General features: G+C 46.6%; 20 protein-coding genes and 3 pseudogenes. All 23 read right to left on the reverse strand.

Annotated elements, in window-relative coordinates; all coding sequences use genetic code 11:
• Positions 1-74: 74 nt before the first annotated feature.
• Positions 75-6,113: pseudogene (locus tag OCV61_RS19015) on the reverse strand (DEAD/DEAH box helicase family protein); the annotation flags it as partial.
• 38 nt (positions 6,114-6,151) lie between these two features.
• On the reverse strand, positions 6,152-8,257 hold the full coding sequence (locus OCV61_RS16465) for a type IA DNA topoisomerase (RefSeq protein ID WP_158422708.1): 2,106 nt from the start codon (positions 8,255-8,257) through the stop codon (positions 6,152-6,154).
• Positions 8,258-8,333: 76 nt separating this feature from the next.
• Positions 8,334-8,987 (reverse strand): CD1107 family mobile element protein, encoded by a 654-nt coding sequence (locus OCV61_RS16470; RefSeq protein WP_226855168.1) that lies wholly within the window; start codon positions 8,985-8,987, stop codon positions 8,334-8,336.
• The gene (locus tag OCV61_RS16475; protein WP_180006317.1) at positions 8,977-9,312 is read right to left on the reverse strand and encodes a DUF4315 family protein; all 336 of its coding nucleotides are present in this window, start codon (positions 9,310-9,312) and stop codon (positions 8,977-8,979) included. The genes OCV61_RS16470 and OCV61_RS16475 overlap by 11 nt, the downstream gene beginning before the upstream one ends.
• 18 nt (positions 9,313-9,330) lie before the next feature.
• Positions 9,331-11,856, reverse strand: coding sequence for a C40 family peptidase (locus tag OCV61_RS16480; protein ID WP_158422711.1), 2,526 nt, complete (start codon positions 11,854-11,856; stop codon positions 9,331-9,333).
• A 14-nt stretch (positions 11,857-11,870) separates the two neighbouring features.
• Entirely contained in the window at positions 11,871-12,152 is a 282-nt protein-coding gene (locus OCV61_RS16485; protein WP_158422712.1) for a hypothetical protein, read from the reverse strand.
• A complete protein-coding gene (gene srtB / locus OCV61_RS16490) occupies positions 12,152-12,934 on the reverse strand; it encodes a class B sortase (RefSeq protein ID WP_158422713.1) in 783 nt (260 codons plus the stop codon). The genes OCV61_RS16485 and srtB overlap by 1 nt, the downstream gene beginning before the upstream one ends.
• A pseudogene (locus tag OCV61_RS16495) lies at positions 12,931-13,838 on the reverse strand (DNA-methyltransferase). The gene srtB and the pseudogene OCV61_RS16495 overlap by 4 nt, the downstream one beginning before the upstream one ends.
• Complete coding sequence (locus OCV61_RS16500; protein ID WP_373132462.1) at positions 13,832-16,339, reverse strand: VirB4-like conjugal transfer ATPase, CD1110 family; 2,508 nt, start codon at positions 16,337-16,339, stop codon at positions 13,832-13,834. Before OCV61_RS16500 ends, OCV61_RS16495 begins: the two are co-directional and overlap by 7 nt.
• A 313-nt stretch (positions 16,340-16,652) precedes the next feature.
• A complete protein-coding gene (locus tag OCV61_RS16505; RefSeq protein WP_158422715.1) occupies positions 16,653-17,036 on the reverse strand; it encodes a PrgI family protein in 384 nt (127 codons plus the stop codon).
• Positions 16,990-17,607 carry an MT-A70 family methyltransferase gene (locus tag OCV61_RS16510; RefSeq protein ID WP_158422716.1) on the reverse strand — a complete coding sequence of 206 codons (618 nt, stop codon included), beginning with the start codon at positions 17,605-17,607 and terminating at the stop codon, positions 16,990-16,992. The genes OCV61_RS16505 and OCV61_RS16510 overlap by 47 nt, the downstream gene beginning before the upstream one ends.
• Before the next feature lie 7 nt (positions 17,608-17,614).
• On the reverse strand, positions 17,615-18,487 hold the full coding sequence (locus OCV61_RS16515; RefSeq protein WP_158422717.1) for a VirB6/TrbL-like conjugal transfer protein, CD1112 family: 873 nt from the start codon (positions 18,485-18,487) through the stop codon (positions 17,615-17,617).
• Positions 18,488-18,511: 24 nt separating this feature from the next.
• Positions 18,512-18,592 (reverse strand): annotated as a pseudogene (locus OCV61_RS16520) (Maff2 family mobile element protein); the annotation flags it as partial.
• 90 nt (positions 18,593-18,682) lie between these two features.
• Positions 18,683-20,353 (reverse strand): recombinase family protein, encoded by a 1,671-nt coding sequence (locus OCV61_RS16525; RefSeq protein WP_158422718.1) that lies wholly within the window; start codon positions 20,351-20,353, stop codon positions 18,683-18,685.
• Complete coding sequence (locus OCV61_RS16530; protein ID WP_058966410.1) at positions 20,354-20,551, reverse strand: hypothetical protein; 198 nt, start codon at positions 20,549-20,551, stop codon at positions 20,354-20,356.
• 241 nt (positions 20,552-20,792) lie between these two features.
• Entirely contained in the window at positions 20,793-22,130 is a 1,338-nt protein-coding gene (locus OCV61_RS16535; RefSeq protein ID WP_158422720.1) for a virulence-associated E family protein, read from the reverse strand.
• The gene (locus OCV61_RS16540; protein WP_158422721.1) at positions 22,099-22,743 is read right to left on the reverse strand and encodes a CHC2 zinc finger domain-containing protein; all 645 of its coding nucleotides are present in this window, start codon (positions 22,741-22,743) and stop codon (positions 22,099-22,101) included. Before OCV61_RS16540 ends, OCV61_RS16535 begins: the two co-directional genes overlap by 32 nt.
• Before the next feature lie 65 nt (positions 22,744-22,808).
• The gene (mobQ, locus tag OCV61_RS16545; RefSeq protein ID WP_158422722.1) at positions 22,809-24,389 is read right to left on the reverse strand and encodes a MobQ family relaxase; all 1,581 of its coding nucleotides are present in this window, start codon (positions 24,387-24,389) and stop codon (positions 22,809-22,811) included.
• Between the two features lie 186 nt (positions 24,390-24,575).
• Positions 24,576-25,094 carry a signal peptidase II gene (locus OCV61_RS16550; protein WP_016218015.1) on the reverse strand — a complete coding sequence of 173 codons (519 nt, stop codon included), beginning with the start codon at positions 25,092-25,094 and terminating at the stop codon, positions 24,576-24,578.
• Between the two features lie 31 nt (positions 25,095-25,125).
• The gene (locus OCV61_RS16555) at positions 25,126-25,446 is read right to left on the reverse strand and encodes a TfoX/Sxy family protein (RefSeq protein ID WP_058966403.1); all 321 of its coding nucleotides are present in this window, start codon (positions 25,444-25,446) and stop codon (positions 25,126-25,128) included.
• A gap of 294 nt (positions 25,447-25,740) precedes the next feature.
• Complete coding sequence (locus OCV61_RS16560) at positions 25,741-26,037, reverse strand: DUF3847 domain-containing protein (RefSeq protein WP_002592121.1); 297 nt, start codon at positions 26,035-26,037, stop codon at positions 25,741-25,743.
• Positions 26,030-26,371 carry a helix-turn-helix domain-containing protein gene (locus OCV61_RS16565; protein ID WP_002595108.1) on the reverse strand — a complete coding sequence of 114 codons (342 nt, stop codon included), beginning with the start codon at positions 26,369-26,371 and terminating at the stop codon, positions 26,030-26,032. The genes OCV61_RS16560 and OCV61_RS16565 overlap by 8 nt, the downstream gene beginning before the upstream one ends.
• Positions 26,368-26,556 carry a hypothetical protein gene (locus OCV61_RS16570; protein WP_002592123.1) on the reverse strand — a complete coding sequence of 63 codons (189 nt, stop codon included), beginning with the start codon at positions 26,554-26,556 and terminating at the stop codon, positions 26,368-26,370. Before OCV61_RS16570 ends, OCV61_RS16565 begins: the two co-directional genes overlap by 4 nt.
• Between the last annotated feature and the right edge of the window lie 199 nt (positions 26,557-26,755).

Genomic DNA, 26,755 nt, shown 5'->3' on the forward strand with positions numbered 1-26,755 from the left:
TGAAGTTCCAAAACCAATTTTGATATCCTATTTTCAATTTAGGAACGCATTATTTATCGTCTTACTAAAGTATAGCCCTCCGGCGAAAGTTCAATCGCCGTAACCGTCTCCCCAAAAGCCGCCGCCCAGGAATCAAAATGTCCGAGGCCCATTTTCTGGATTGTATCATATTGTAAATACCGCATGATGGTGTAGAGTTCAACCATACTATTGGACACTGGGGTCCCCGTTGCAAAGGTAACTCCTTTTCCTCCGGTCAGTTCATCTAAATACTGGCATTTCATAAACATATCGGAGCTTTTCTGTGCGTCCGTCTGGGCGATTCCGGCAATGTTCCTCATTTTTGTGTAGAGGAACAAATTTTTATAATTATGGCTCTCATCCACAAAGAGCCTGTCTACGCCAAGCTGTTCAAAGGTCACCACATCGTCTTTCCTCGTCTGGTCATTTAATTTATCCAGTCTTGTCTGCAGGGATTTTCTTGTCTTTTCCATCTGCTTGACTGTATAACGGGTTCCCTCCTGCCCTTCTGCATCCTCAATCGCCATAGTAATATCACGAATCTGTTTCTCAATCGCTGCCGCCTGACGTTCTACAGAAAGAGGAATACGTTCAAACTGGCTGTGCCCGATGATAATGGCATCATAATCCCCGGTAGCAATCCGGGAACAGAATTTCTTTCGGTTGGCAGGTTCAAAATCCTTCTTTGTGGCAACAAGGACGTTTGCCCCCGGATAGAGCCGCAAAAAATCACTGCCCCACTGTTCTGTCAGATGGTTCGGCACCACATATAAATTTTTCTGGGATAATCCAAGCCTTCTGCTTTCCATACCTGCCGCAATCATCTGGAAAGTTTTTCCTGCACCGACACAATGGGCAAGCAGTGTATTATTTCCATATAAGATGTGGGCAACCGCATTTTTCTGATGCGGCATCAGCGTGATTTCCGGTGTCATACCCGTAAACTGAATATGGCTTCCATCGTATTCACGTGGACGGCTGCTATTGAATAATTCATTATACTTTTTGCATAATGCCTCTCTTCGGTCTATGTCACGGAAAATCCACTCTTTAAAGGCTTCCTTTATCATCTCCTGTTTCTGTTGTGCCAGCATGGTTTCCTTTTTATTCAAAACCCTGTGTTCCCCGTCCGCATCCTCAATGGTATCGTAGATTTTCGTATCACGCAGGTTTAAGGCATCCTCTAAGAGACGGTACGCATTTGCTCTCTGGGTTCCATAAGTAGACTGCACAAGGGCATTACCCCTGTTGTCCATATTTTTCCCGGTAATGTTCCACTGCCCATTAACGGCTGCATACCGGACATCAATCTTGCTTCCCAGATAATAGCCCGGTGTATGAAAGGTTTCCCCCATAAACTGTGTTATATACTCTGTATCAACCCAGGTTGCCCCCAGGCGGACTTCAATCTCCGAAGCATCCAGGTCTTTCGGCTGTACTTTTTTAAGATACTGCACATTGCCTTCATACTCCGGATGGTTTTCGGCAAATCTCTCTGCAATCCCCAGCTTTTCACGTACATTTCCGGACAAATATTCATCCGAGGTTTCCCACTTGTCTGTCAGTGGATTCCGGAAAATTGCGCCTGCCAGTTCTTCCGTGATTTGTTCCTCTGTTTTTCCCGATAATTCTGCCATAAACGGCAAATCCACTTTTGCACGTTCCCCGATGGATACGGCAAGGGCTTCACTGGCGGTATCCACACTGGTCACTGGTTCTGCCCTGCGGATGGTACGCTTGCTGAAAATATCTGCTTTACGCTTCAGCTTTCCTTCCTCATCCAGATATTCCAGAGATGCCAGCAGACAATAGCTGCTGTCCTGCGAAAATGCCCTGCGGTTTGCCGTACTGCTGATCAACCCATACCGGGAAGAAAAACGGTCATACTGCTGATTCAATTTTTTCTGCAGAAGAGCTATCTCTTCATCACTGCCATCCTCCATCTGACACTGGATAAGTTCCTGTGTCACATTTCTCAGCTCAATCATCCCAAGTACACGTTCCGCTGTCAAAGCTGGCAGTTCCACCGGATTCATCTTTGAGTTTTCCCGGTAATATACTTTCCCGTCTACATTTGTAAAACTGAAATTCCTTACCGCCGGGTCTGCCGGAATGGAACGGTCTGTTTCTGTCAGTTCAAAATCGTCCAGTGTATTCTCCGTAATCTCTCCCTGTATATGGCTTATCGCCTCTTTTAACTGTACCGCAAGTTCCATCCCTTCAATGGGTTTTACTGTCACTTCCTGTTTTCCGTACTGTGTACTTTCTACAGAAAGTTCCCCTAACACCATTTCCGGATGACGGACAAAGTAGGCATTCATCCTATATCCTTCCGGTGTTGTATCAAGCTGTACCCATTCCGGCTGTTCCAAAGATGCACAATCTCTTTTCTGGAGAAACAAAATATCTGACACCACATCTGTCCCTGCATTCTTTCGGAAAGCATTATCCGGCAGACGGATGGCTCCAAGTAAGTCAGCACGATTGGCAATATACTGACGGACAGCCGGGTTCTGCTTATCCAGTGTGCCGCTGGAAGTGACCACTGCCACAACACCGCCCGGACGAACAAGGTCAAGGGATTTTGCAATGAAATAATCGTGTATCATAAAATTGTGGCGGTCGTACTTTCGGTCAGCTACTTTATAGCTTCCAAATGGCACATTGCCAATCACACAGTCAAAGAAGCTGTCTGGGTACTGCGCCGTTTCAAATCCCTGCACAGAAATATTATTTTTCTGGTAAAGCTGTTTTGCTATCCTCCCTGAAATGCTGTCCAGTTCCACCCCATACATTTTCAAATCTTCCATGCTCTTTGGTACAAGTCCCATGAAATTTCCAACACCACAGGATGGTTCCAGTACGTTTCCTGATTCCAGCCCCATATTGGAAAGTGCTTCATACATGGCATGGATCACAACCGGAGATGTATAAAAAGCATTTAAGGTAGAAGCCCTCGCCGCCCGGTATTCTTCTGGAGACAGTTCTGAATATAATTCCGTAAATTCCCCTGCCCACTGATTGTTTCCTTCCTCAAACGCCTGTGAAAGTCCGCCCCATCCTACATAACGGGATAAAATTTCCTGTTCCTGCGGAGTTGCCAGACGGTTTTCAAGTTCCAGTTCATGCAGTAACTTCACCGCTTCCATATTGGCACGAAATTTCTGCTTCGGTCCGCCTTCCCCCAAGTGTTCATCCGTAATACGGAAATTAATCAGTTCCGGTCTGATGGTTTCCTGTGCTGTGTCCGCATGTTCCACTGCTTCCGCCTTTTGCTGTTTTGTCGGCTCCTGAAATGGGATTTCCTCTGCTTTTTCTGTCCCTTCTACTGTCTCCGGTACAACTTTCTCCTGCTCTGCTTCTTTCTCTAATGGCTCTTTTTTTTCTTCTTTATCCTGTATATCAGATTCCATCCAATCAAACAAAGACAACTGCTTTCCATTTTCCACCGCTGTTTCCTGCACACGTTCCGGGAAGATGGTATACGTCCCCTCCACATATCCATGTAAGTCCACAAGGAACTGTACCTTTGCTTCATAGCCTTCAAAATCCAGTGGTAAGGATGCAAGGGCGGCATCCATCTTTTCCACTAATTCTGCTGCTGTTTCCGTATCTTCCAGTGCTGCAGCCAGTTCAATTCTTGCGTCATCATGGAAAAAATCATCTGTAAACGGACGTTCTGTTTCTTTTGGCAGACGGGCATAAAAACTAAGGATACGGTTTACCATCTGTTCCCGTTCGTATCCCGGCATTCTGGAATAATCTGCAGCTTTTAGAAATTTATCATTTTCAATCAGATACGTTACCCTCTTCGCTACCTGCGGCCATTTCAATAGTACCTGCGTATCCGGGTTTCCAAAACTTCCCCTCGCCAGCTTTAATCCTTTTCCGTTATAGTCCGCATGAGAATCATCCGCACCGTCAAGTGCATGACTGCATCCGCCTGTCCCGTACCGTTCCTTTAAAAAATCTGCCATTTCCTTTTCCGTTTTATTCTGGAGATAAAAAGCATAGGTACTCAACCTTCCATCTGAATAGGAACCGCCACGGGCAAGAAACGAATCTATCTCATCCTGTGTAATAAACAGCGGATGTTCCTCCCATGCAAATCCGTCTCTTGCGCCAAATGGCACTGCCTCTTTTGCAAATTTTTTAAACTGTGCCGATACCTTATCCGGACGGTAGAAATGAAAACGCATGATGTCTTTGTCCTCCGCATAGGCCAATGCTGCGCCCTCCAGGCGCTCGTTTATTTCCGACAGATATTCCGGCTGTGCCAGCAGTTCACTGAGGTTTTTTACCGTATCCGGGAATCCATGATGAAAAATCTCTGTGTCACCAAACACAATCTCTGCTACGCCTTCCGCCATATCGTGTTTCATGTATGCCAATACTGTCGCATGTTCTTCCAAAGCATTCAAACGTGCCGCATCCAGCACCACCTGGGGAGCGTATTCCCCCTGACGCAAAAGCTGGTGGATACGCCCGCTTACCTCTTCCCATGAAAGAAATACCTTATCCAAAATCCTGTCCGTTACCGTATGCCCCACTGCAACCTGCATTCCCAGCTCATCAAACCAGACGGAATACTCTGTACCGTCAATGACAAGTCCCTTTCCGCCTGTTCCATATTCCCGGCGTACAAATTCTGTATATTCCTCCGGTGTCTGCTCAATCATAAAATTATAGATGATACGAAGCTGGCTTCCTTCCCGGTTGCCGCCCACACGCAGCACTTCATCCACCACATCCGGGGATATGGAAATCTCCCCGGCATATAATGCAGCCATACGTTCCTCAATCTCCCGTATCTGTTCCTTTGCAGTCGGAAGTGCAGGCAAAGAAAAAGCAGAGGCTTCTATCTCCTCTGCTTCACTCAAATCCTGTTCTGTTGTTTCTTCACTTAACTGTATACCAATTCCGTCAAGATGCTCTCCTCCGCCATCGCTGTCAGGCTGTTCATATGGGCTGTCCATGCCATCGGATCGCTCTCCTTCTCCGGAGCCGGATAACGTTCCAGCAGCCCTTTCATCAGTACTTCCATTCTCTCCTGCGCTGCCTTCTCGGTCTGTGCCAGATGATTCTCCAGTTTCCCGGTCAGCATCATACTCTGATACCAGTTCTTCCGATGTTCCTTCAGAAATGTCTTCCGAAGCATCCCGTATTTCCCGATTGCCACTGTCTCCTCTTTGATTATCAGGTTCGGAAACAGATAATCTCCCTTTCTGTGATAGGTCAGTTCCATGTTCTATCTCTCCTTTGCTCTTACTTTTGCGAATTAACGTGTTAAATTCATTATAGCCGATGTAGTTTTGATCTGCAACCGTTTTTTCCTGTTCTTCCATTTGGATTTTTCGTATGGTTTTCCCAATATCCATAAGTATAGGCTCCACAAGCTGACTGACTGCATTTCCAAGAAATGATAAAACCGAAAGTCGGTTAAAATCCGTAATCCCGAAAAAATGTTCCTCCTCCAGATATTCCATTGGGTCAATACCACATCGGCGTGATAAAATATAAAAAGCACTGTTTGAATACAGTTCCCGGAACATGACACGGATACTGTCCTCGTCCAGTCCATACAGGAAACTGTCCTCAATCTCATACTGCAGCCCCTCCATCGCTTCCTCCAGATTCTCCTCTGCCATATAAGAAGCTACTGCCATCAGTGCATTGGAAAGGCTTTCCGTATCTCCCCCTTCAAGCCCATAGGCATCTGCCAGATGGTCTAGCACCGCCTCCTCCTGTTCTTTCTGGAGCTGCCACAAATTCGGTGTCCTTCCGCCTTTTACCATGTGTGTGTCTGAAACATCAAATACATAACGAAGCTGCCGTCTCGGTCCTGTGTCATCTATCAGGGCGATTCCTTTCGCCCCACGATTTACCCATCGACCCATCCTCTGATTCCATGCTTCCAGTGACACACAGGCGGTTGCATCCGGACGCTGGGCATGGATCAGAAGTGTATCCGAGAACGGATAGCGGTACAGCTTTGCCGCCGTATCCAGATACTTCATCCAATCCTTCGGTGAACTGCTCACATCCTTTGCCGTGTATTCCGCCAGTCCCCTTATCTCCTGCAATCTTGCCATGATAATCCACCTCTTTCTTTTCTATTCCATTTCCATGCTTACACTTTTCCTTTGTATTTTCTGCCTCTTTTTTTAGGAAACTCCATCTGGAAAGCCACCCTTCCCTCACTGGTATCCAACAATAAATCCGCAGAAAATAATTTTCCTGTTTTACGGGAATAAAAATCATCTGCATGGGTACGCCCACCTGTCAAAAGCTCCACTGCCATCTTTTTGTCAAGCTGTTTTCTCATACCGGAAAGATAATGGTTTTCTTTCCACAAGGCAAAGGAACACTCCCGGCTGGAACAGTAAAAATTCTGTTTTCCCTCATATACCGGGCTGCCGCAAAGCGGGCAGATGCCAATCTGTTCCCTCGGATGGAATCGCTGCAGTTCTTCCTCCGGTATTTCTTTACATCCCTCCATGACAGTTTTTACAAGTTCTGTAACCCCTTCCAGAAACTCTTTGCCATCAAGCTGCCCTCTTTCTATCAAAAGCAGGCGGTTCTCCCATTCTGCTGTCATGGCGGCAGATTTCAGATACGTTGGAATCACTGCCGTCAATGCTTTTCCATCCACTGTTGGAAGTATCTGTTTTCCTTTGCGGAGGGCATAACCGGAAGACACCAGCTTTTCGATAACAGCAGCTCTTGTGGCAGGTGTGCCAAGCCCTTTTTTCTCTGTTTCTGCATCAAACTCTTTGTTTCCTGCAGTCTCCATTGCCATTAACAGAGTATCTTCCGTAAATGCTTTCGGAGGTGATGTAAAATGTCTGTCTGCCTCCGCCTGTATACGGGAAAACTCCATCCCCTCCTGTAGATTCTCTTCCAATAATTCCTCTTTATTTGTATCCGTTTCTTCCTCTCCTGATTTTTTCAGGGATGCCCTAAACCCGGTGGCAATTTTCCAAAATCCAGGTTCTGTCATACGCTTTCCTTTTGCCATAAATTCATGTCCCGCACACTGTACCGTAATCTGTGTTTCTTCATATGTACATTCTTTGGAAACTGCCTGAGCAAGACGCTGTCCGATCATACAATATAGGTTCCTCTGTTTTTCCGTAAGCTGTGAGAATCCTTTTTTGACCGATTCCTTTGTAGGAAGCAGTGCATGGTGGTCAGAAACCTTGTCATTATTGATAATTCTGCCTACATCGTATCCCATATTCCCCTCTAAAAAGGGCAGTATCTCCGGCAGCACCTCCAAGAGTTCCATCGTTGACTGTTCCATATCTTCCGTAATATACTGGCTGTCTGTACGGGGATAAGTTACCAGCTTGTCCTCATAAAGTTCCTGAAGCTCCTGTAATGTTTCCTGTGCTGTGTACCCAAAGAATCGGTTTGCCTCCCTCTGTAATGTCGTAAGGTCATAGAGTTTCGGCGGCATCGTTTTCTTCTGCTTCTTTTCTACCTTTACAATTACCGCCTTTTCTCCCTGACAGCTCTCTGCCAGTCTCCTTGCTTCTGTCTCTTCCTTAAAATTTTCAGATACCGCAGTAAATCCATCTCCTGTAAGCGTAACTTTGTAAAAAGGTTCTTTTACAAAAGTATCTATTTTTTCCTGCCGTTCCACCAGCATGGCAAGCGTTGGCGTCTGGACTCTTCCGATCACCAGACGTTTATAATATTTCGTTGTAAAGGCTCTGGTTGCATTCATGCCGATAAGCCAGTCCGCCTTTGCCCTGCACACAGCAGCTTCACAGAGATTCCCATACTCCCTGCCGTCCTTTAAATGAGCAAATCCGTCACGAACTGCACCATCCTCCATCGAACTGATCCACAGTCTTTTTACGGGAAGCCTGCTTCCGGACAAGTCATAAACACGCTTAAAAATCAGTTCCCCTTCCCTTCCGGCATCACAGGCATTCACCACATACTCTAAATCCGGACGGTTCAGCAGTTTTTTCAATACCTCAAATTGTTTTTTCTTATCCCTTGCCACCGCAAGCTGCCAATGTTCCGGTAAAATAGGAAGCTGTGAAAACTCCCATTTCTCATAGCGGCTGTCATATACCTCCGGGGACACGTATTCCGCCAGATGTCCGAGACACCAGCTAACGATACAGTCTGCACCTGACAGATAACCATCCTGTCTTTTTCCTGCTCCCAATACTTTCGCCAATGTCTGAGATACACTGGGTTTCTCTCCAATCACTAAATACATTCCATTCTCCTTTCCAAAAAAGGACAGCCGTTTTCTTTTCGGCTGCCCTTTTCCTATCCATCCTTAACTTTGTTTTTTATTCTTCTGTGTCATCCTCGTCCATGTGGTTTTCAGAATCTTCGTTGATGTAATCTCCTTCATAAAATTCCAAATCCTCATCTCCGGCATCCTCTTCCTCTTTTTTAGGCTTTACAACCTTAAAATAATAAACACCACCGCATCCTGCTACGGCAAGCAGCGCAATGGCAAGCAACGCCCCGGTATTAGTCTCTTTACTTTCTTTTTCCGGCTCCTTTTCCGTTTCCTCAACTGCAGGTTTTGTCTCCGGCTGTGGTGTAATGACTGTTGGCTGTTCTGTTTCCTGTTTCTTTGTTTCCGTAACAAACTCTGCCAGATCATCCTCATCAATCATGGAAAGCATATATACGTTTTCTTTGTTACTGGAACGGTCCAACACAAGAAAAAACGTATTGCCGTTCTTTGTCTGTACCGTAAGGAACTCTTTTGTGCTGTCCCCTGATTTATCATCTGCCAGACTTCCGTTCCCCGGAACAGAAAAAGGTGTTTCCTCTGTCTTCGGCGGTTCTTCCTCCTGTACTGGCGTCTCTGTTGGCGCAGGTGCTTCCACCGCCTGCTGAGCCGCTTCATCCGTAAAGGCAAAGGCAGTCGTGGCAGGCAAGACCATCCCTGCCGCCACTGTAAACGCTGCCAGCCACTTTTTAATTTTCATTCTCACGATGTTCATCCTCCTTTTCTTCTGCCCTATGTCCCGGCAGTTTTCTTTCTTCTGCAATATCCTTCCAATCCTCTTCTTTTTTTGTATCCGGCACAGTAGTTTCTTCCGTCAGATACGGAAAAACAGCCGTTCCATTCTGGATTTTGTCCAATACTACCAGAAGTTCCCGGCTGTTTAATTTCATGGAACGGATACTTTTAATAATCTCCGCATCCTCCAACTGCTTTTTTCGGATATTCAGTTCCCTTAAATGTTCCTGCCACTCGGTAATTCTTTCCTCTGTTTTCTGGATTTCATCCAGAACCTTTTTTAATTTCATATTCACTTTCTTAACCTCCTACTGGATTCTTCCAAACGCCATGAAATGTTCCTGCCAATATGCAGAACTGATATTCGCATACTGGATGGGATTGCCGCAGTGGATCATCATGTTGTCTCCTACATAGATTCCCACATGACTGGCTCCCGGCGTATTGTAAGTACCCTGAAAGAAAATCAGATCTCCCGGTTTTGCTTCGGACGGCGATACATATGCACAGCAGGAACGAAGCCCGTCTGCCGTCTGCCTTCCTACATTCCAGCCGTTTCCGCAGTTATTGATTACCCAACTGACAAATCCGGAACAGTCAAAACTGGTACTGGGCGAAGCGCCGCCCCACACATACGGGTATCCCAGATATTTTTCTGCTTCATGGATCATGTTTGCAAATTTTTCATCTGACAATGCCTCTGCCGGAATTTCATAGCCAAAACCACCGGAACCTCCGCCACTGGGCAGCGTATTTACATCAAACAGATAATCACGGTTCCCATATGTCAGATTGTAATAATCATACCGCTGTTCTTCCTCGTCATTCATTCTGTTTCTGAGCACAGTATCCAGATTATGGTTTGTCAGCACTGTTTCCAGCCTGTTTACCTCTCTGGTACTGGTCACTTCCACTTCCTGACTTCCATTGTCATCTGCTATGTATGCTTCCCATGTCTGATGTCCGTGTGCAGAAGCGGCTGCATGGTCTCCATAATAAACATCGAACTGCACCCCGTACTGGTCAAAAGCGCCTGTATCTTCTACAACATACTCCACACCATTCATCACAATCTTCGTGCCCAGAGGTACAAAAGGATTGGAAGCGTCTACCGCAATCGTGTGGTTTGCCTGCGGCATGGCTCCGCTGGCTGTCGATCCGCCGGACCAGACGCCGCAGCAGATCGGACAGTTGCAATATCCACTGGTTACTACCTGTCCCAGTGATTCCCCAACCCGTACCGTCTGTGTTTCTGTCACTGTTTCACGCACACTCTCCGTATGTATGCTGTACTGTTCCCGGAAGATTTCTTCAATCTCCGAAGCCACCTGTGTATATGTAAAATCCCCGTATTTAACTGTCAGGTAGGAGATAAGGTGGTATGGATTATGGCTGATTTCGTCTACCTGATAGCGGTATTCCTCATATTCTGGATGTGTGGCTTCCATGCTGTTAATCTGATTATTCAATGCCGCTTCAAGCTGTGCATAAGCATTTTCTGCCGCATAAATATCTTCATCCTCGCTGGCATAGGTGGTAGAAATAATTGTGGTACTGCCGCCCTGAATGCTGGCGCTGCAGCTGCTGAGTGAGGCTGCCATCACTGCGAACAACAATACGCAGACACCTATACCTGCGAAAATTGCCCGGTTCCTGCAAAGAATCTCCTGCAGTACCTTCTTTGCTTTGACCGCAATGGTTTCTGTAACCCGGATGGTATCCTCCGTTGCTTTTTTCCCTTCCTTCGCCGCAGCATAAGCCTGTTTGTAACGCCTTTTCTGCCAGAAGCGTAAAATAGCATTCTTCTTTGACTGTTCCACCTCGGCAGCGTGTTTCCCCACTTCTTTTCCGCTTTTTTTCATCGCCTCAAACTGCAGGCGGCCCGCTTCCGCTGTTTTTTCTGCCTGCCGTTCCGTGTGCAGGGATTCCTGCAGTCTGCGGCTTGACCGGGAAACGGCATATCGGACAGTCTTTTCTCCCAACAGTTCCGCTTTATGTGCCCCTTCCACTGCCGCATTTTCCTGTTCTGCTTCGTGACTCTTCCCATGAACATAAGCAGATGCAGCAACAGTACCTGCTGAAACAGCCTTCTTTGCCATCCCAATTCCGGCTCCCTGTATCATCCCGCTGCTTTCATCCCCAAAAGAAAGTCTTCCTGCCTGTTTCTTCTGTTCTTTATGGAGCTGTTCCCGCTTTATCTTTCCCTTGATTTCCTCACGGAACCCTTCCATCGACTGCTCCGCTGTTTCCTGGTTCTTACGAAAACGGGAAGATTCTTTTTCTTTCTGAGCCGTCTGTTTTTCTTCTGCCGTTTTTTCTGCCCTTTCTCTTCGGACATAGGACTGCACCTGCTGTTTTTTTCGGCTATGGCTTGTCCATGCAGCAGCTTCTGCATATTCCCTCGCCCCGGACGGATGCCCCCTGATACTTTCCACACGGGAAGAATAATCAGACAAACGTTCCCCTGTATTGCTGTCTGCTTCCTCTATTTCTTCCTGCCATCTGGCACTCTCCGATTCCGGTATCCGCATTTTTCTGGAAGCCGCCCGTTTTTTTCCACTTTTCTCCATGTCCTGCCCGACTGTTTCCGCAGCTTCTGTTCTGCCTGCTTTTTCCGAATACAGCTTCTTTTTCGCAGACTTCGTATCTTCCGCCCTTTCTCCCCGCTTTGAAAAATCTTCCATATCCTCTGCCTGTGTTGCGCAGAAAAAATCATCTGTTTCCCGGTTACTTACCCGGATGGATTTTCTGCTGTGCAGATTTTCCTCCTTCAGTCCATCCCGGCTCATTTTCTTTACGGTTTTGTCTCTTGCCCTGTACTCATGCTCCTGCATGATTTCTCATCTCCTTACATATATGGCTGTGCATACTCTTCCCATTTTTCCAGTGTCGCATCTGCCATTTTCGGAATGGAGGCAGCAAATTTCCATGCCTCCGGCGGCAGGGGATTTCCATGAAGCATCAGAAGATGCAGCATAGAACTCTGCATGTCCACCAGTGCCGCAAGATAAATCAAATCCTCCGGCATATGGGAAAAGACCTCTTCTCCATTGCTGTCTTTTCCATTCTCCAAAAGCATTTGCAATTCTTTTGGTATATCTTCTCTTTTTACTTTTACGGTGTGAACCATTATTTTGTTATCTCCTTTTCTGCTATTTTCTTTGCCACTACAACCAGCCTTCCGTTTTCCTGCGAATATTCACAAGTGGAAAGTGTCAGCAGCTTCTCTCCATAATCTGCCGTAATCCCGGTATCATAAAATGACCGTTCCTTTACAGCTTCTATAAATGTTTCATATGACTTTCTGTTTTCCGCTTTCGTGAACGTATAATAGGCAAAATCACTTCCCGTATAAACCGGAGTGGAAAAGACTGCAAACACCTGATATTTTTCTTCCCCCTGCAGCGTATTGAAAAAAATAAAAGGATGCTCTTTAAAGAACTTCCTCTCACGATACCCTTCCAATGCGGCAAACATCTTTCCGCTGTTCATGTGGTGTCCATAGATGATCAGATTGTCGCAATCTTTCAGGGAACAGTTTTCTGAAAGAAACAAGCTTCCATTTGCAGAGTATTCTCTGAAAAAATCCCGTTTCAGATAATAATTCACTTCTTCCGGATGGTACATAACGGGGTAGTCAATAAGCGTATCCGGTATCGTCAGCCAGCCGATACAATCCTTGTTTTTTTCATGAAGGGCAAGAAGCCCCTCATGGATGAGGTTCTGCTCTTCTTCATCCTGTCGGGGCTTCTCTTTTGTTTCTTCTTTTTGGTTTTCATAAATTTCTTTTAACTGTTCCTGTAAAATATCCGCTTTTTCTTCCTGTTTTGCATAGTCTGCGAGGAAGTGTCCGCTGATTCCCAATAATGCCAGTGACAGAAAACAAAGCAGATAGGCTGCCCATTTTCTCATACGCATCCTTCTCCGATTTTTTTGTCTCCTGACACCTTTTTTATCCGTTCTTCCGCCAGCCTGCAGTATTCCTCGTTCAATTCAATCCCGATATACTGTCGGTTTAACCCTTTTGCCACAGCCCCGGTTGTCCCGCTTCCCATAAACGGATCAAGGACAATCCCCTGTTTTGGGCATCCCGCAAGGATACAGGTTTCCGCCAAACGTGGCGGAAATGCTGCAAAATGTGCCCCTTTATATGGAACGGTATTGATATTCCACACATCCCGCTTATTCCTTAAAGGGTTGATTTCTGTTTTTCCATACCTGCAGGGATTGTTGATCTGCTGTCTGGACATCTGCCCCGGTATGCCGTCCGCATATTTTGTGTTTTCCTTTCTCCCATAGCGGTAACGGATGGCGGTACTTAAAGCAATCGGCTCGGCAACGGCAAGATTGTCGTAAAAATATTTCCCGGACTTTGTAAGCAGGAAGATATGTTCATAACATCGGCTCGGTCGGTCTTTTGCACTCTCCGGCATGGGATTATCCTTCTGCCAGATAATATCACTGCGAAGAAACCAGCCCTCTTTTCTCAGGGTAAGTGCCAGCAGCCACGGAAGTCCCATCAATTCTTTTGGCTTGCAGCCGGACAACCCATGATAGGATTTCCGGCTGTAGCAGTCTGCTATATTAAGCCAGAACGTACCATCTGACCGCAGGACTCTTTTTAATTCACAAAACACAGAAACCAAATGTCCGATATATTCCTCCGGTGCGCCTTCCCTGCCAATCTGGTTTTCCTTTCCATAATCCCGTAAAGCATAATACGGCGGAGAAGTCACACAACAATGGATACTTTCATCCGGCAGACTTTTAGCACCTCCAGACAGTCCCCATTGATAATCGTATCCGTTTTTAACATTCTGCTTTTCCCGCCTTTTCTCCTGTTCCTTCCAAATCCGAAGGTTTGGTTGTCATCAAAGCATACAGACGCAGGGATTTATCAAACTTATCCTTAAACGGGATAATGGTACTGCCATAAAAAATCAATCCCTCTCCCTCGCCGCTGTTGGTCACATAGGAAAGCTGGTGGGGCGAAATGTTCAACTGCTTCGCCAAAATCTGCCTGTCCCCTGCCGCCTGGTTGAGCATATAGATGAAGTCCGAGTTTTCAAATATGTTTTCGATTTCCCGGCTGGCAAGCAAATCCTTGATATTCTGCGTGATTCCTGTCGGGATACCGCCCCATTTACGGAAACGCTTCCAAATCTCCACGGAATAAGCCGCCGTCTGTTCCTCCTTCAGAAGCAGATGGAACTCATCAATATAGTATCTGGTAGATTTATGCAGCGCCCGGTTGACCGTCACACGGTTCCACACCTGATCCTGCACGATCAGCATCCCAAGCTTTTTAAGCTGTTTTCCCAAATCCTTAATATCAAAACAGACAATCCGGTTATTCAGTTCCACGTTGGTACGGTGGTTGAACACCTTTAAGGAACCGTTGACATAGATTTCCAATGCTGTCGCAATCCTCTGTGCCTGAACCTCTTTCTGTTCCCGCAGGCATTGGTACAAATCTCCCAATACAGGCATATTCTCCGGCACAGGGTTTTCAAAATATTTCTGGTATACAATCGGCAAGCATCGGTCAATGACAGACTTTTCTTCTGCTTCAATACCATTTCTGGAACCCATAATCAGCTCACACAAGGACAGAATGAAATCACTCTTAAAGCCCAGCGGGTTATCATCATCAGAATAATCCAGGTTGATGTCCATTGGATTGATGTAATCGTGACTGGTAGGCGAGATATGGATAACCTGCCCTCCAAGTGCGTTGACAAGGGGATAGTATTCTCCTTCCGGATCTCCGATAATAATGTCATCCTGCGTGACAAAAAAAGCATTGGTAATTTCCCTTTTGGCAGAAAAAGATTTTCCGGAACCGGGCGTACCAAGAATCAGTCCGTTAGGATTTTTCAGTTTCTTCCTGTCCACCATGATCATGTTGTTGGAAAGGGCGTTCAAACCGTAATACAAAGATTCTCCCGCCATGAACAATTCCTGTGTGGTAAATGGCACAAAAATAGCAGTGGATGTAGTTGTCAGCGCTCTCTTAATCGGAATCAGATTCAATCCCAACGGAACACTGCTCATCAATCCCTGCTCCTGCATATAGTCCAATCTTCTTAATGAACAATTATATTTCTGTGCAATCCCTCCTGTCTGGAACACCGCATTATCAAGTTCCTGCTTTGTCTTTGCCGTATTTAAAAACAATACCGTCACAAGGAACATCCTTTCATTTCTGGACTGCAAATCTTCCAAAAGACGCTTCGCTTCCCCGCCATACGTGTTCAAATCTGACGGAATGATGTCCATATCGTACCCTGAACGTACTGCTTTTTTCTGTTCTTCTATCTTCATGCGGTTAATATCCGTCACTTTACTTTTTACCAGCTTAATCGCTTTCATCTGATCCAGAGACTGGATATGAAGATTTACAATCAGATTTCTGTCCATATCCAAAAACTCTGCCAGCATCTTATCTGTCAGCTCCGGTGCAAGTATCTGTAAATAAGATGCTGCACCGATGGTATTTCCCATCTGAAAGGTCTTTCCGTCCCGGAACACAAAACTGGTAGGTGCAATAAAGTCTTTTGTCCCCATTCCGCTTCGCAGTACCCTGTCATAAGAGAACTGGAACGGCACTTTTTCTTCCGGGTTAAAGGTTTCATAGAGAATCTGAAGCCGTTCCTCCCCGGACAGCGGATAAGCCGACACTCCGAGAACCTTGAAGTTATTTAAAATATCCGCTTCGATACGTTCCAGCTTCGGCTTTGCTTCCCGGATGTTCTCCGCCTTAATTCCAAATGTAATGTATTTCGTCCGTACCAGGCCATTATTTCCTTTTGCCAGCTGATTTTTTAACATCTGTGCATACTCCATACGCACATCGTCAAATGCGTCATTCTGCGGTCTGATCTGAATAGCGGATTCAAATTCTTTCATACTGCTGTGATGGTTGATAAAGGACACCTGAAAATGGATACTGCTGTCAAAATAATTGAGGAAGTCACACCAGTTTTCAAAAATGGCATTCTTATCTTCGTTCTGTGCCAACTGGTAGTTAATGTCATAAAATCGGATGGTTTTGGAATAATATTTCTCCTGTACCCGGCAGATACCGTCCTTTGCCATTTCCCGGTATGGTATGGATTTCTGTGCCGAAAGACGCTTCTCCTTTTCCTTTTTCAATTCTGCTTTTGAAGGTTTCTTCTCCACAATCTTCTGTGATCCGACTGTATTTCGTCCCTTTCTTTTTCTCCCCGGTTTCTCGGATGCCGCAGAATAATTTACCGTTTTATGCTTTTTCTTTTTTTCCTTTTTTAAAGCGGCTCTTTCTTCTTTTGCTGCCAGCTTTGCTTCTTTTTTAGCTGCCTTTTTCTCTGCTTTTTCCTGCTCTCTGCGCAGCTTCTCATTCATTTTTTCTGCTTTTTTCATAGCCCTTTTTTCACGCCTGGTAAGTTTTCTGGGTGGTTTTCTCCTGCCCCTTCTGCGTTCCAGAGCTTCATAACCGGACACCACAGGCTGTCCCCTTACAAGGCCTGCCATTTTTTCTGTATCATAGGCTTCTGCCTCTCCATAATCCGGATATTCCTCGTCCGCATCATCCAGCCAGCCTCTTTCATAGGCTTCCTGCCTTTTGATATGAGACTGGTACGCCTGTCTATCATTTCCTTTTCTTTTTCTCTGCATGTCCGCTTCCTCCTCTCTTTCTTTTCTCAGTCGTTACTGTTTCCTGTATTTCGTACAGATTCTCAATCTCATACCTGCGGATGGCAGGATACCGCAGTTTTACATGAATGACATTTAAGAGAATCTTTTCCAAAGGCAGGCCGTCCTTTTCATACATGGCAAACATAAATGCCGGAAGCATAAGAATGACCATACCTGTTGCCGCATTGCTTGTTCCAATCCATTCCCTTGTCAGAAAATAAAATGGAAGCCCCACAGCCGCCGCAATCACCAGACAGATAAGCTGCCGTTTCGTGAGGTTTAAAACAACCTTATTTTTTACCTTTGTCAAATCTTTGGGTACTGATACAAATGCCACGATTACCATCTCCTTTCCCTGCATTTTCTAAAATCCGGGACGATGCAGAACCTTCAACTTCATTTCCCCACACATCCCATCCGGATGTTTTCTGCCTTGCAAACAGTTCAATTCTCGGCAGTTCTCCAAATAATTCCACAATCCTCTTCCGGACTTCATCCGGCTTTTTACTGTGCTGTTCCAATGGGCTTATGATAAGCTGAGAGATACTTTTCGATATCCGCTTTGGATGTCCCTTAATCCCAAGCAGACAGATTTCCACATTGGAACGTGTCCAATAGCCCATCCCGAAAAAGAATCCTTTTCCGGATTTATTCTGTTTTACCCATGCAAACCCAAGTGTCTTATAGGTAAATCCCCATGCTTCAAAAAGTTTCATTGCATCCTGAAGCTGCGGAAATGTTACCCATAAAAACAAAGCACAGTCCTTTGCTGCAAGTTCTGCAACAGGAAGTCTGCATATTTCCTGAATACTCATAGTTGGATAGTGGTTTTCTGCCGCCCCCTGTCCCCGGTTCATGTCATATCTCCAGGGCGGATCAGCATAAATAATGTTATATTTTTTCTCCATTGTTTCCTTAGTGTGCATTGAAAATAGAGCGTGACAGGTTTCCGGTTTTCATCAGACTAAAGCAGAGAATGACCGTATATGCCGCCACTCCAAACAATGCTGAATGCATATTGTCTGAAATCTGGATAGTGGATACAAGCACCGCATAAATGCCTACACACACCATCATAAAAAATCCCTGAAATCCGAGTGCCAGAAGCCCCCGGAAATAATTTGTTCCTACCTGCCCCCATTCCCGGTTGGACATGGTTGCAAACGGAATCGGTGCAATCGAAGTATAGAGGTAAATTTCTATCATCCTTCCAAACAGGATGACGGTAATCAGTACAGACATCACCTTCATGCACAGGCTGACCACCATCGTCTCCAGTGCCAGTGTGACCAATTCCCCTATTTCCATAGACTCCATTGCCGTATTCATGGCTTCAATCATGGAATCTACGTTAATAGCTGTTTGCGAATTGATAGAGCCGCCTGCGGCATTTACTACATGCTGTCCCACATCAAAGACTGCCATCGCAATCGTGAAGGTATTGCTGACAAGATAAACTGCCACCCACATCTTGAAAAAATACTTGAAAAACATCCAAGTATCTATCTCGTGCATATTATTTTTCTCTGTCAGCATGGTAATCAGTTCATAACACAGGACAAATGTAATAATCACGCCTGCAATCGGCACAATGACCGAATTGGAAAGATTCTGTATCAGACTGAAAATACTTCCATTCCAGCCTTGCGGGGTTTGTCCGACCTGCGCAGCGATTTCTCCTGTCTTTTCATTGACATCGGTAAACATGGTTGTCAGGTTGGACGTGACCATCCCCGTCAAAAGCTCCCTCATCCATTCCTCGATTGCTTCAAAAATGCCATCGAACATGGGTGGTTCTCCTTTCCTCTATGCTTAAAACAGTCCTCCCAGAAGCGGGATAAGCTGTGTTCCGATTAACACAACCCCTCCTCCGGCCATAAGCTGTTTTATCCCCAATTAGGTGTAAAAACTCTGCTCGATGGCGGGCGGCGGCGTACAAAAAATCTATATGGTGTTGTTAAGAGAACCGTCCCGGGGGACAGGTCAGGCAGTGACCTGTTCCACCTCCGGGATGGGTTTGAGATTAAAATGAATTTCGATAGAAATGTGTCTTGTTTTATCTTCGTCAATGCGCTCATGCACGACGATTTCTTTGATTAAGCGGTTGAGGGTGGCTGCGTCCAGCTCTGTGATGTTGGCGTATTCCTGAATGGCTTCCACCCATTGTTTTGCGTCATTGGCAAGCTGGACTTCATCGGACAGCCGCTTCCTGCCCTCGGACACTTTTGTTTTAAGCTCCGTCTGCTCGGTCTGTGTCCTTTCCAGCATGGTGTTGAAGTTCTGCTCACTGATACGCCCTGCAATCATATCCTCATAAAGCCGCATTACCATTTTGTCCAGAACCTCAATCCGTTCCTCGTTCCTTGTAAGGGAGCGTTCCATTGCTTCCCGCTGTTCCCGCTGCTCGGCTTCACAGGTATTGGTCAGGCGGTCGGCAACCGCTTCCCCGTCCATCAGGGCAGCTCTGGCACATTCCCGTATTTTCCGCAGCACATGGCTGTAAAGGGTGTCATAGTCAATCCGGTGCTGGGTGCAGTGGTTCTTTCCAAAGGCATTGTAGGTCTTGCAGGAGTATATCCGCTGGGGATGTTTTGCGTTTGTGTAGCGTATCGTCAGCGACTTCCCACACTCGCCGCATTTTAGCAGTCCGGCAAACAGGCTGATTTCATTGGTCTGCCCCGGACGCTGGCGGGATTTCAGCTTGTTCTGCACAATGTCAAAACTCATGCGGTCAATCAGCGGTTCATGCTGTCCCTCCACCACAATCCAGTCCTCCGGCTTCTTTTCCCCAATCGTGCCGATTTTGAAGCGGTAGTCTTTTTTCTGGGAAGCAATCGCCCCGGTGTAGACGGGATTCATCAAAAGGTCTTTGATAACGGAGAAGTCCCACATATACCGCCCGTTTTCCGGGTCTTTCTTTTCCCATTTGGTGCGGGTATTGCGAAGCCCCCGTTCCCGGTTCCACCATGTGGGGCAGGGGATTTTTTCTTCCTCCAGCCGTCTGCGGATATAGTTCGGACCATGACCGTTCAGGGCATATCCGAAAATCAGCCGCACAATCGGGGCGGTTTCCTCGTCAATGAGCAGATGGTTTTTGTCCTCCGGGTCTTTCCGATACCCAAACGGGGCAAGACACCCGGTAAACTGCCCTTTCTGCGCTTTCAGAAGATAAGAGGAATGGACTTTCTTGGAAATATCCTTGCTGTACATCTCGTTCAGGATATTTTTGAACGGGGCAATGTCGTTGTTATCCCGCAGGGTGTCGATACCATCATTCATGGCGATATAGCGGACACCGTTTCTTGGGAAAAAGTCCTCAATCAAATGCCCGGTTTGCAGATAGTTCCGCCCCAGTCGGCTGAGGTCTTTCGTGATGACAAGGTTGATTTGCCTGCGCTCAATGGCTCTCAACATTCTCTGTAAATCAGGACGCTCCATATTAAGACCTGTGAAGCCATCGTCCTGATAGACTGCCACAACCTCCCATCCCTGCTTTTCGCAGTATTTTTCCAGCATATCACGCTGGTTTGCGATACTGGCACTTTCGCCTTGCAGGTCATCGTCCTTTGACAGTCTGCAATAGACCGCTGCACGATAGCCCCCGGCAAGTGCCTTTCCGATTGTTCTATATTCCATTTCGTTCATCATAGCCATTTACCCACACAATCCAGACGGTATCTGGCTCTTTTGAACCTCATCTTCATTATACTTCAAATCTTTCTTTTTAGCAAGATATCCTTTTGTATTTGTCTTTCCGTATTTCTGGGAAATCAGGCTGACGAACACATCGGTTGCGTCCAGTTCCCCGTCAAACACCGTTGTAACATGAATCTCTGTTTTGCTTTTTGCCATAGGCAGTTATCCTCCATACATGAAAATAGCCAGACAGAGGGTGTCGGCAACGAAGTCCGGCAACGGACTTCAAAAGACCTTGCAAACAATCTCAATCTGGCGATGGTTACTATTTATACTTTTCTTTTATTTTTCTGTTGTTTTGGTTGTCATAGGGGAGAAAAGCCGATAGTTTCGGGATTTTCCCCGGCAACCGGCTCGGCAACGGGATAGCAACATGGGGTGCAACGGGCTGTCATTTTCAGAATGGAAGCTCCATCTGTTCTGTGACCTCCACAAAACCGTCCATCGTTTTTTCAGACGGGTTGCCGGAGTCCGTTGCCAGGTTTTCACGCTCCCAGCCCTTTTGTCTGCCATATTCGGAAAACATTCTTGGGTTCGGGAAGTACCGCCAGCCGGTAATGCACTGGTTCATAATCTCGTTGATTTCCCGGATTTCCCATTGCTTCGGCTCGTCAAAAGCATGGTTCAAGGCTTCCTTATAGAGCTGCTTGGAGCAGACCATGTTCCCGGTGTACTTATCAAGATACGCCTGTATCATCCCGGCTTTGGTGTCCTCCGGCATAAAATCCCGCTGGTGTTCTTTGAGATACCGCTGCATGGTGGGGCTGAAAGCCAGCTTGAACCTGCCGCTTCGGTAAATCTCCATTGCTTCTGCCCACATCTGCTCGATATAGGCTTTGGAAGCAGCTTCGTCCTCCAAAATGTGAACCTCGGCTTGCTCTGGGTACACCATGACAGGGATAAAGCGGCGGTTGCCGGAACGGTCAAGGGGCAGGAAGTCAAGGGCATTGGAAGTGCCGCCAAACACGCACTGACGGGGGCGGTCTGCCGGGTGGGTTTCATAGGGTATCTTGTAAACCTCTTTCTGCCGGCTTAAAAATGACTTGATTTCTTCGATGCTCTTGGCGTTGGCGGTTGCCATCATTTCCGACATTTCGATCATCCAGTGACCTTGCAGCTTGCGGTACACATTGTCATCGTCCAACTTCCGCAAATCATCGGAGAACCACTCGTCCCGGACTGCCAGCAGACGGAAGAAGGTGGACTTGCCAGCCCCCTGACCGCCTACCAGACAGAGCATGATTTCAAATTTGCATCCCGGCTGAAAGGCTCGTGAGATTGCACCCAGCAGGAACAGCTTCAACGCTTCATAGGTGTAATCGTCTGCGTCAGCCCCCAGAAAGTGCCGCAGGCAGAAACGGATTCGCTCTGTCCCGTCCCACACAAGGGTATTGAGATAGTCCCGGATGGGATGGTACTTGTTTTCATTCGCCACAATCCCGATGGCGTTATCAATCTTCTTCTCATTGGTAAGCCCGTAGGTTTCTTCCAGATAGAGAAGCAGATACTTCATGTCCGTATCGTTCAGGGCGGTGCTTTCCCTGTGGAAGCCGATGGGCTTTATGATGTCCTTGCGGTCGGTCAGGATGTTGTATGCGATAGCCCCGGAAAGCAGCGGGTCACGCTGGAATACGGTCAGGCAGTTCCGTATGCTCTGACGGACACCGCCTTTCTCGGTAGTTTCCAGCCCCGCCTTGATTTCCTCAACGCTCTGGGGCGGCTGCATGGCGTTCATGGTGTTTTTTAGTTCTTGCTGCGTCTGCGGCTGCAAGCTCTGCCATTCGCTGTTCAAGCTGTATCACATCCTTTCCGTATTCCGTAATCAAAGCCGCTTTTTCCTCTGTTTCCCCGAACAGCAGCACATCCAGCAAATATTCCACATGGTCTTGCTTCTGTAAGGCTTCCACAAACCGGAGATGAAAGGCTTCCTCCGGGGAGTGCGGGGCATATTCCTTTCTCCATGCCCGGAGCAGATGGAGATAATCAGCAAGAATACGGAAGCAGCGGCTCTTTGCTTCCTGAAACTGTTCCTCCGGGGATTTCTGCCGAGGCTTGGGCTTTTTTGCCTTTCCCGGCGGCTTCCAGTCCTCATAGGAAAGCCCGAAGTCATTTGCCAGCTGTACGGCGGCTTCTTTCTTTCCCAGCCCATACAGGGCGGCGGCAAAATCAATCACATCCCCATCCGCACCGCAGCCGAAGCAGTGGTAACGCCGATCCAGCTTCATGCTTGGGGTTTTATCGTGATGGAACGGGCAGCAAGCCATCCCGTTCCGACCTACATGGATTCCATAATGCTCCGCAGCCTGTCTTGTTGTGACGGACTGCTTCACAGCTTCAAATACATTCAAATCTATCCCTCCTTGAAAATAAGAAAAGCACCTGACATTCTCTGATTGAAAATGGCAAGTGCCTGTTAAAGTTCCATATCCTGTTGTCTGTGTTTCTTCTGTGCCGGGGCGGTTCTTTGTGCTTTTTTCTCGTCAGCCTTATCCTGCAAGACTTCTTTGATAGGCTGTTTCTTGGGCGGCTCTTTGCTTTCTTCTGTGCCGGGTGTTGCTTTCCGTACCCAGTAGCGGATGTCCCGCAGTTTCCTCAAATCCTCCTGTACCTCGGTCAGCGGTACTTTCAGCTCTGCGATTTCGCTAAGAAGCATTTCCTGCTCCTGTTGCAGCTCATTTTTCGTTTTATCCTTATCGTCCGGATGCTTGGCAAGATAGGCGGCGGCTTTCGCATATCGGGCAACCTCCGGGTGTTCCTGTTTGAATTTCTCCTTTGTTTTCTTAAAAAATATCTTCTGGTACTTTTCATAGACAGGTTTACATTCCTTGCAGGCTGTCCGGCTGGCAAGAATCCCGTCAATCACTTTGCTGCGGGCTTCCTTTTGCTTCATCTGATTGCGGTAATCTGCGGCTGATTTCCCGGAAGATTCCAGAAAGGCTTCTAAGTCCTCCACAGTGGAAAGCCCCTTTTGCCGGAGATAGGACAGGGCTTCGCTGACTGCCTTTAAGTCCTGTGAAGTCCCCCGGTTCTGTCCAGCCCTTGTCCAGTCCTTCCGTTCTTCCTTTCGTATCTCCATATACTTCATCAACAGATTGGGAAGAAGTGTTGCTTCCTCCGCCGCTTTTTGTGCAAGCAGCTCTTTCCGTTTTTCTCCCAGCTCGGTAATCCAGCCTTTGAGGTTTTGGATAAGCTGCCGGATGGATTTCATCAGGCGGTTGGCGGCTCTGATTTCCCGGTTCAGGTTGCCGATATTCGTCTGGATACCACGCTTTTCCATCTGCCGGACAGCAGCCCCCTCATGGACAGTAGGGACAATATCAAGCCCCTGTCTGGCATAGGAACGCAAGTCCACACGCTCCGGGCGGTCATTGGCTTCCAGATAGCGGTTCTGGATGACCTCCCATTCATGCCGCCAGATTTCACAATACTTCTGGTCGTTCCAGTCCACCGTATCCTCCTTGTGGCTTTTCCATCTGCCGGATGGCAGCTTTATCCGTTCCCCATTCTCATCAAGGTCATAAACCTTGCGGCTCTTGGGAAGCCATTTCCCATGTTCGTCCATTGCCCTCATAGTGAGCAGGACATGGGCGTGGGGATTATGTCCCGGCGGATGGGGGTCATGGATGGCAAAATCAGCAATCATGCCTTTGGAAACAAACTGCTTCTGGCAGAACTCCCGGACAAGGACAGCGTACTGGTCGGGCGGTATCTCTCTTGGGATGGTAAGCACCCACCGCCTTGCAAGCTGGGAGTTCCATTGTTTTTCCACCGCTTCGGCGGCATTCCATAGGGTATTGCGGTCTGCATACGACCGTGGGGCATTTGCCGGGAGCAGGATTTCATTGTGGACGATACCACGCTTTTCCGGGTAGTGCTTCACTTGCTGGTCGTATTCACAGAACAGCTTTTCGCCGCTTTGGTAAGCAGCGGCGGCAACCGCAGACTGCCGCTGGCTTCGCTGCACAATCGTGATTTCATTGTGTGGACAGGGCATTTCGTGTCCCTCCTTTCTATGCTTGGTGGATGGGGTGGCGTTTTACCACCTCATTTTGGGCAGAAAAAAAGCAGGAGACCTTTTTCAGATTTCCTGCTCGGTGTGCCGCTGTGTGAGCGGCGGGTATTTAGTTGTAAAAGTTCGGGACAAGTTGACCCGATGTATAAGAAATAATAAACCAGAAGTTTACAAGCTAAATTTGTTACAACAAAAATGTAAATACTCTTTAACCGATATTTCTTTGCTATTCAAAATTCCAATAGCAACAAATATAACTTCTGCAACTGTAAGATAGCAGTCTTTCAAATCAAAAATAAAAAGGGTAGGTATCTGCAAAAAATCTAAACTTCCACCCCAAAACAGCTTATCAATCAAGCTACATAAACATCCCGATATGCCACAAATCATTATTATTTTTACCCAAAAACTTATATGTGCTCTTTTTGCCTGATATAGCATATATCCTGAAAAAAAGAGGAACAAAACAAACACATTCAATAAAATGGTAACAAACGGACTTGATAATAATTCGAAGAAATTTCCAGCATAAGATAAACGAGTATTTAGTTCTGGATTAAATCTTAAAACTTTGGCTATTATATCAAATTCGCATTTCATAAATACTTTTGAAATTACTATTTTAACCGTCTGGTCAATTAGAACCAATAATGCCACAGGTATAATAAACGGCTTAAACTTTTCCATCAGTAACACTTCCTCTCAAATTATTATTTTGTTATTTTTTCTTTTTCGATTTAGGGGTAGGCAATTCCTTATACATAGCATTAAACAATCCTGTCAAAAACTCTTTATTATCAACTTCATCTACCAACAACATTTCTTTTGCTCCCTCGTAAGGTAACTCATACGAAACCGTTGGCATATAACTTATTGCTGATTTTACTGGTTTGACAAGTAATCTATCATCATAGATACCGCCTACAATCTTACCACGATAATAAATGACAAATTCGCCCATCATAGCTCGATAGGTAATTTCATTCAAGCCAGATAACTGACCTAAAATAAATTCTAAATATTCTTTGCTGGATGCCATAACTTTACCTCAATTTCTAAATTTATTACTGACTTCATTATACTTTATTGCTTATCGAAAAGATAGCATATTTTATGAAACTTGTCGGCTGGGAACAGCTTGCATTGCAAGGTGTCCCCAGATGGCAAGTCCACAAAAGGGTAGCTGGCGGCAGCCAGCGCAGGGGAAGCGTAGCGTCCCCTGTATGATTTGGAGCAGACCATGACTGCGGAAAATCAAAGCCCTCCGGCGAGGAGCCTTCGGAGAACGCAATGCACCAACCTCTGGGTGGTGTATAATTGCGCCCTTAGTAAACTAAGGGGTTTCCGGCTTCTCCCGTTCCAGCAGTTTTTTCAATAGTTCCTGCGTGTCCTGCCTGTGAAAAATGAGTTTCAACAACAGCATGACATCATCATCTGTCAGGCGTTCCGGCTCTTGCAGAAAACTTTCCAGCATACCGCCACGGGTACAGAGCCGGTGCGTTCGTTCCTTTCGGGTAAGCTGCTTTAACTGGTACTGCAATGCCTTTTCATCATTGATGGCTTTCCGCAGTTTCTTTTCGCTTTTCTCCAGCTCCCAGTTGAGTTTTTCCAGCTTTGAGGTCTCAGGCAAGGGCAGCGTCCTCCTTTCCCGGTATCAGCACATAAATCCGGTTTGGTTCTCCCACGCCCTGACGCACCCGCATGATAAGCCCAGCGGTTTCCAGTTCATTCAGAGAACGCTTGACCGTCATGGAGTTGCGGGACAGGACTGTAGCAATGGCTGTGACAGGGAAGCAGACAAACAGGATTCCGTTTTCGTCCTCCTGCCCTTTGGATAGCATAGCGTCCAGCATCCGGCAGTACATGACCTTTGCGGTGCTGCTGACTGGAAATCCTGTCAACGCTATGGGAAATGGCATACACGGCGGCAATGGTGTGTCTATCGTCATAAATTCAAAATTCATTCGGTGTGTTCCTCCTTTTTCTTTGCTCGTTTGGATAAATAACGGGGGCAGTCAACCACAACCGCCCGGAAGCTCTGCCTGCACCCATGCTGGCATTTCCGGCATAATTCGTTGTAAGTGACACGCCCCCGGTCATTGAGGTAAAAGGAAAGCTCATGCTTCCTCTTTTTGCTCATTCTCGGCATATTGCGCTTCCTCCCGTTTTTGTGTATGGTTTCGGGGCGATTTTCGGCAAAATTACGGTCATAGAGCCGCTTAAAATCTCCCGAAGTATCAGCGATAGGGTAGACTATCCCCCTATCAGATTGTCGTGTTTCGGTATCATTTCGGTGTCAGTTCGCCAGTTCTCCCCGGTGTCGTTCCTCCCCTGAATCTCACAGCGGC

The sequence above is a fragment of the Blautia ammoniilytica genome (assembly GCF_025566965.1).
Lineage (GTDB): Bacteria > Bacillota > Clostridia > Lachnospirales > Lachnospiraceae > Blautia_A > Blautia_A ammoniilytica.

Bases quoted from the DNA above. Each gene is read 5' to 3' on its own strand.
- OCV61_RS16465 (WP_158422708.1), bottom strand. From the start codon at position 8,257: ATGTATTTAGTGATTGGAGAGAAACCCAGTGTATCTCAGACATTGGCG.
- OCV61_RS16470 (WP_226855168.1), bottom strand. From the start codon at position 8,987: ATGAAAATTAAAAAGTGGCTGGCAGCGTTTACAGTGGCGGCAGGGATG.
- OCV61_RS16475 (WP_180006317.1), bottom strand. From the start codon at position 9,312: ATGAAATTAAAAAAGGTTCTGGATGAAATCCAGAAAACAGAGGAAAGA.
- OCV61_RS16480 (WP_158422711.1), bottom strand. From the start codon at position 11,856: ATGCAGGAGCATGAGTACAGGGCAAGAGACAAAACCGTAAAGAAAATG.
- OCV61_RS16485 (WP_158422712.1), bottom strand. From the start codon at position 12,152: ATGGTTCACACCGTAAAAGTAAAAAGAGAAGATATACCAAAAGAATTG.
- srtB (WP_158422713.1), bottom strand. From the start codon at position 12,934: ATGAGAAAATGGGCAGCCTATCTGCTTTGTTTTCTGTCACTGGCATTA.
- OCV61_RS16510 (WP_158422716.1), bottom strand. From the start codon at position 17,607: ATGGAGAAAAAATATAACATTATTTATGCTGATCCGCCCTGGAGATAT.
- OCV61_RS16515 (WP_158422717.1), bottom strand. From the start codon at position 18,487: ATGTTCGATGGCATTTTTGAAGCAATCGAGGAATGGATGAGGGAGCTT.
- OCV61_RS16525 (WP_158422718.1), bottom strand. From the start codon at position 20,353: ATGGCTATGATGAACGAAATGGAATATAGAACAATCGGAAAGGCACTT.
- OCV61_RS16530 (WP_058966410.1), bottom strand. From the start codon at position 20,551: ATGGCAAAAAGCAAAACAGAGATTCATGTTACAACGGTGTTTGACGGG.
- OCV61_RS16535 (WP_158422720.1), bottom strand. From the start codon at position 22,130: ATGAACGCCATGCAGCCGCCCCAGAGCGTTGAGGAAATCAAGGCGGGG.
- mobQ (WP_158422722.1), bottom strand. From the start codon at position 24,389: ATGCCCTGTCCACACAATGAAATCACGATTGTGCAGCGAAGCCAGCGG.
- OCV61_RS16550 (WP_016218015.1), bottom strand. From the start codon at position 25,094: ATGGAAAAGTTTAAGCCGTTTATTATACCTGTGGCATTATTGGTTCTA.
- OCV61_RS16555 (WP_058966403.1), bottom strand. From the start codon at position 25,446: ATGGCATCCAGCAAAGAATATTTAGAATTTATTTTAGGTCAGTTATCT.
- OCV61_RS16565 (WP_002595108.1), bottom strand. From the start codon at position 26,371: ATGAATTTTGAATTTATGACGATAGACACACCATTGCCGCCGTGTATG.
- OCV61_RS16570 (WP_002592123.1), bottom strand. From the start codon at position 26,556: ATGCCGAGAATGAGCAAAAAGAGGAAGCATGAGCTTTCCTTTTACCTC.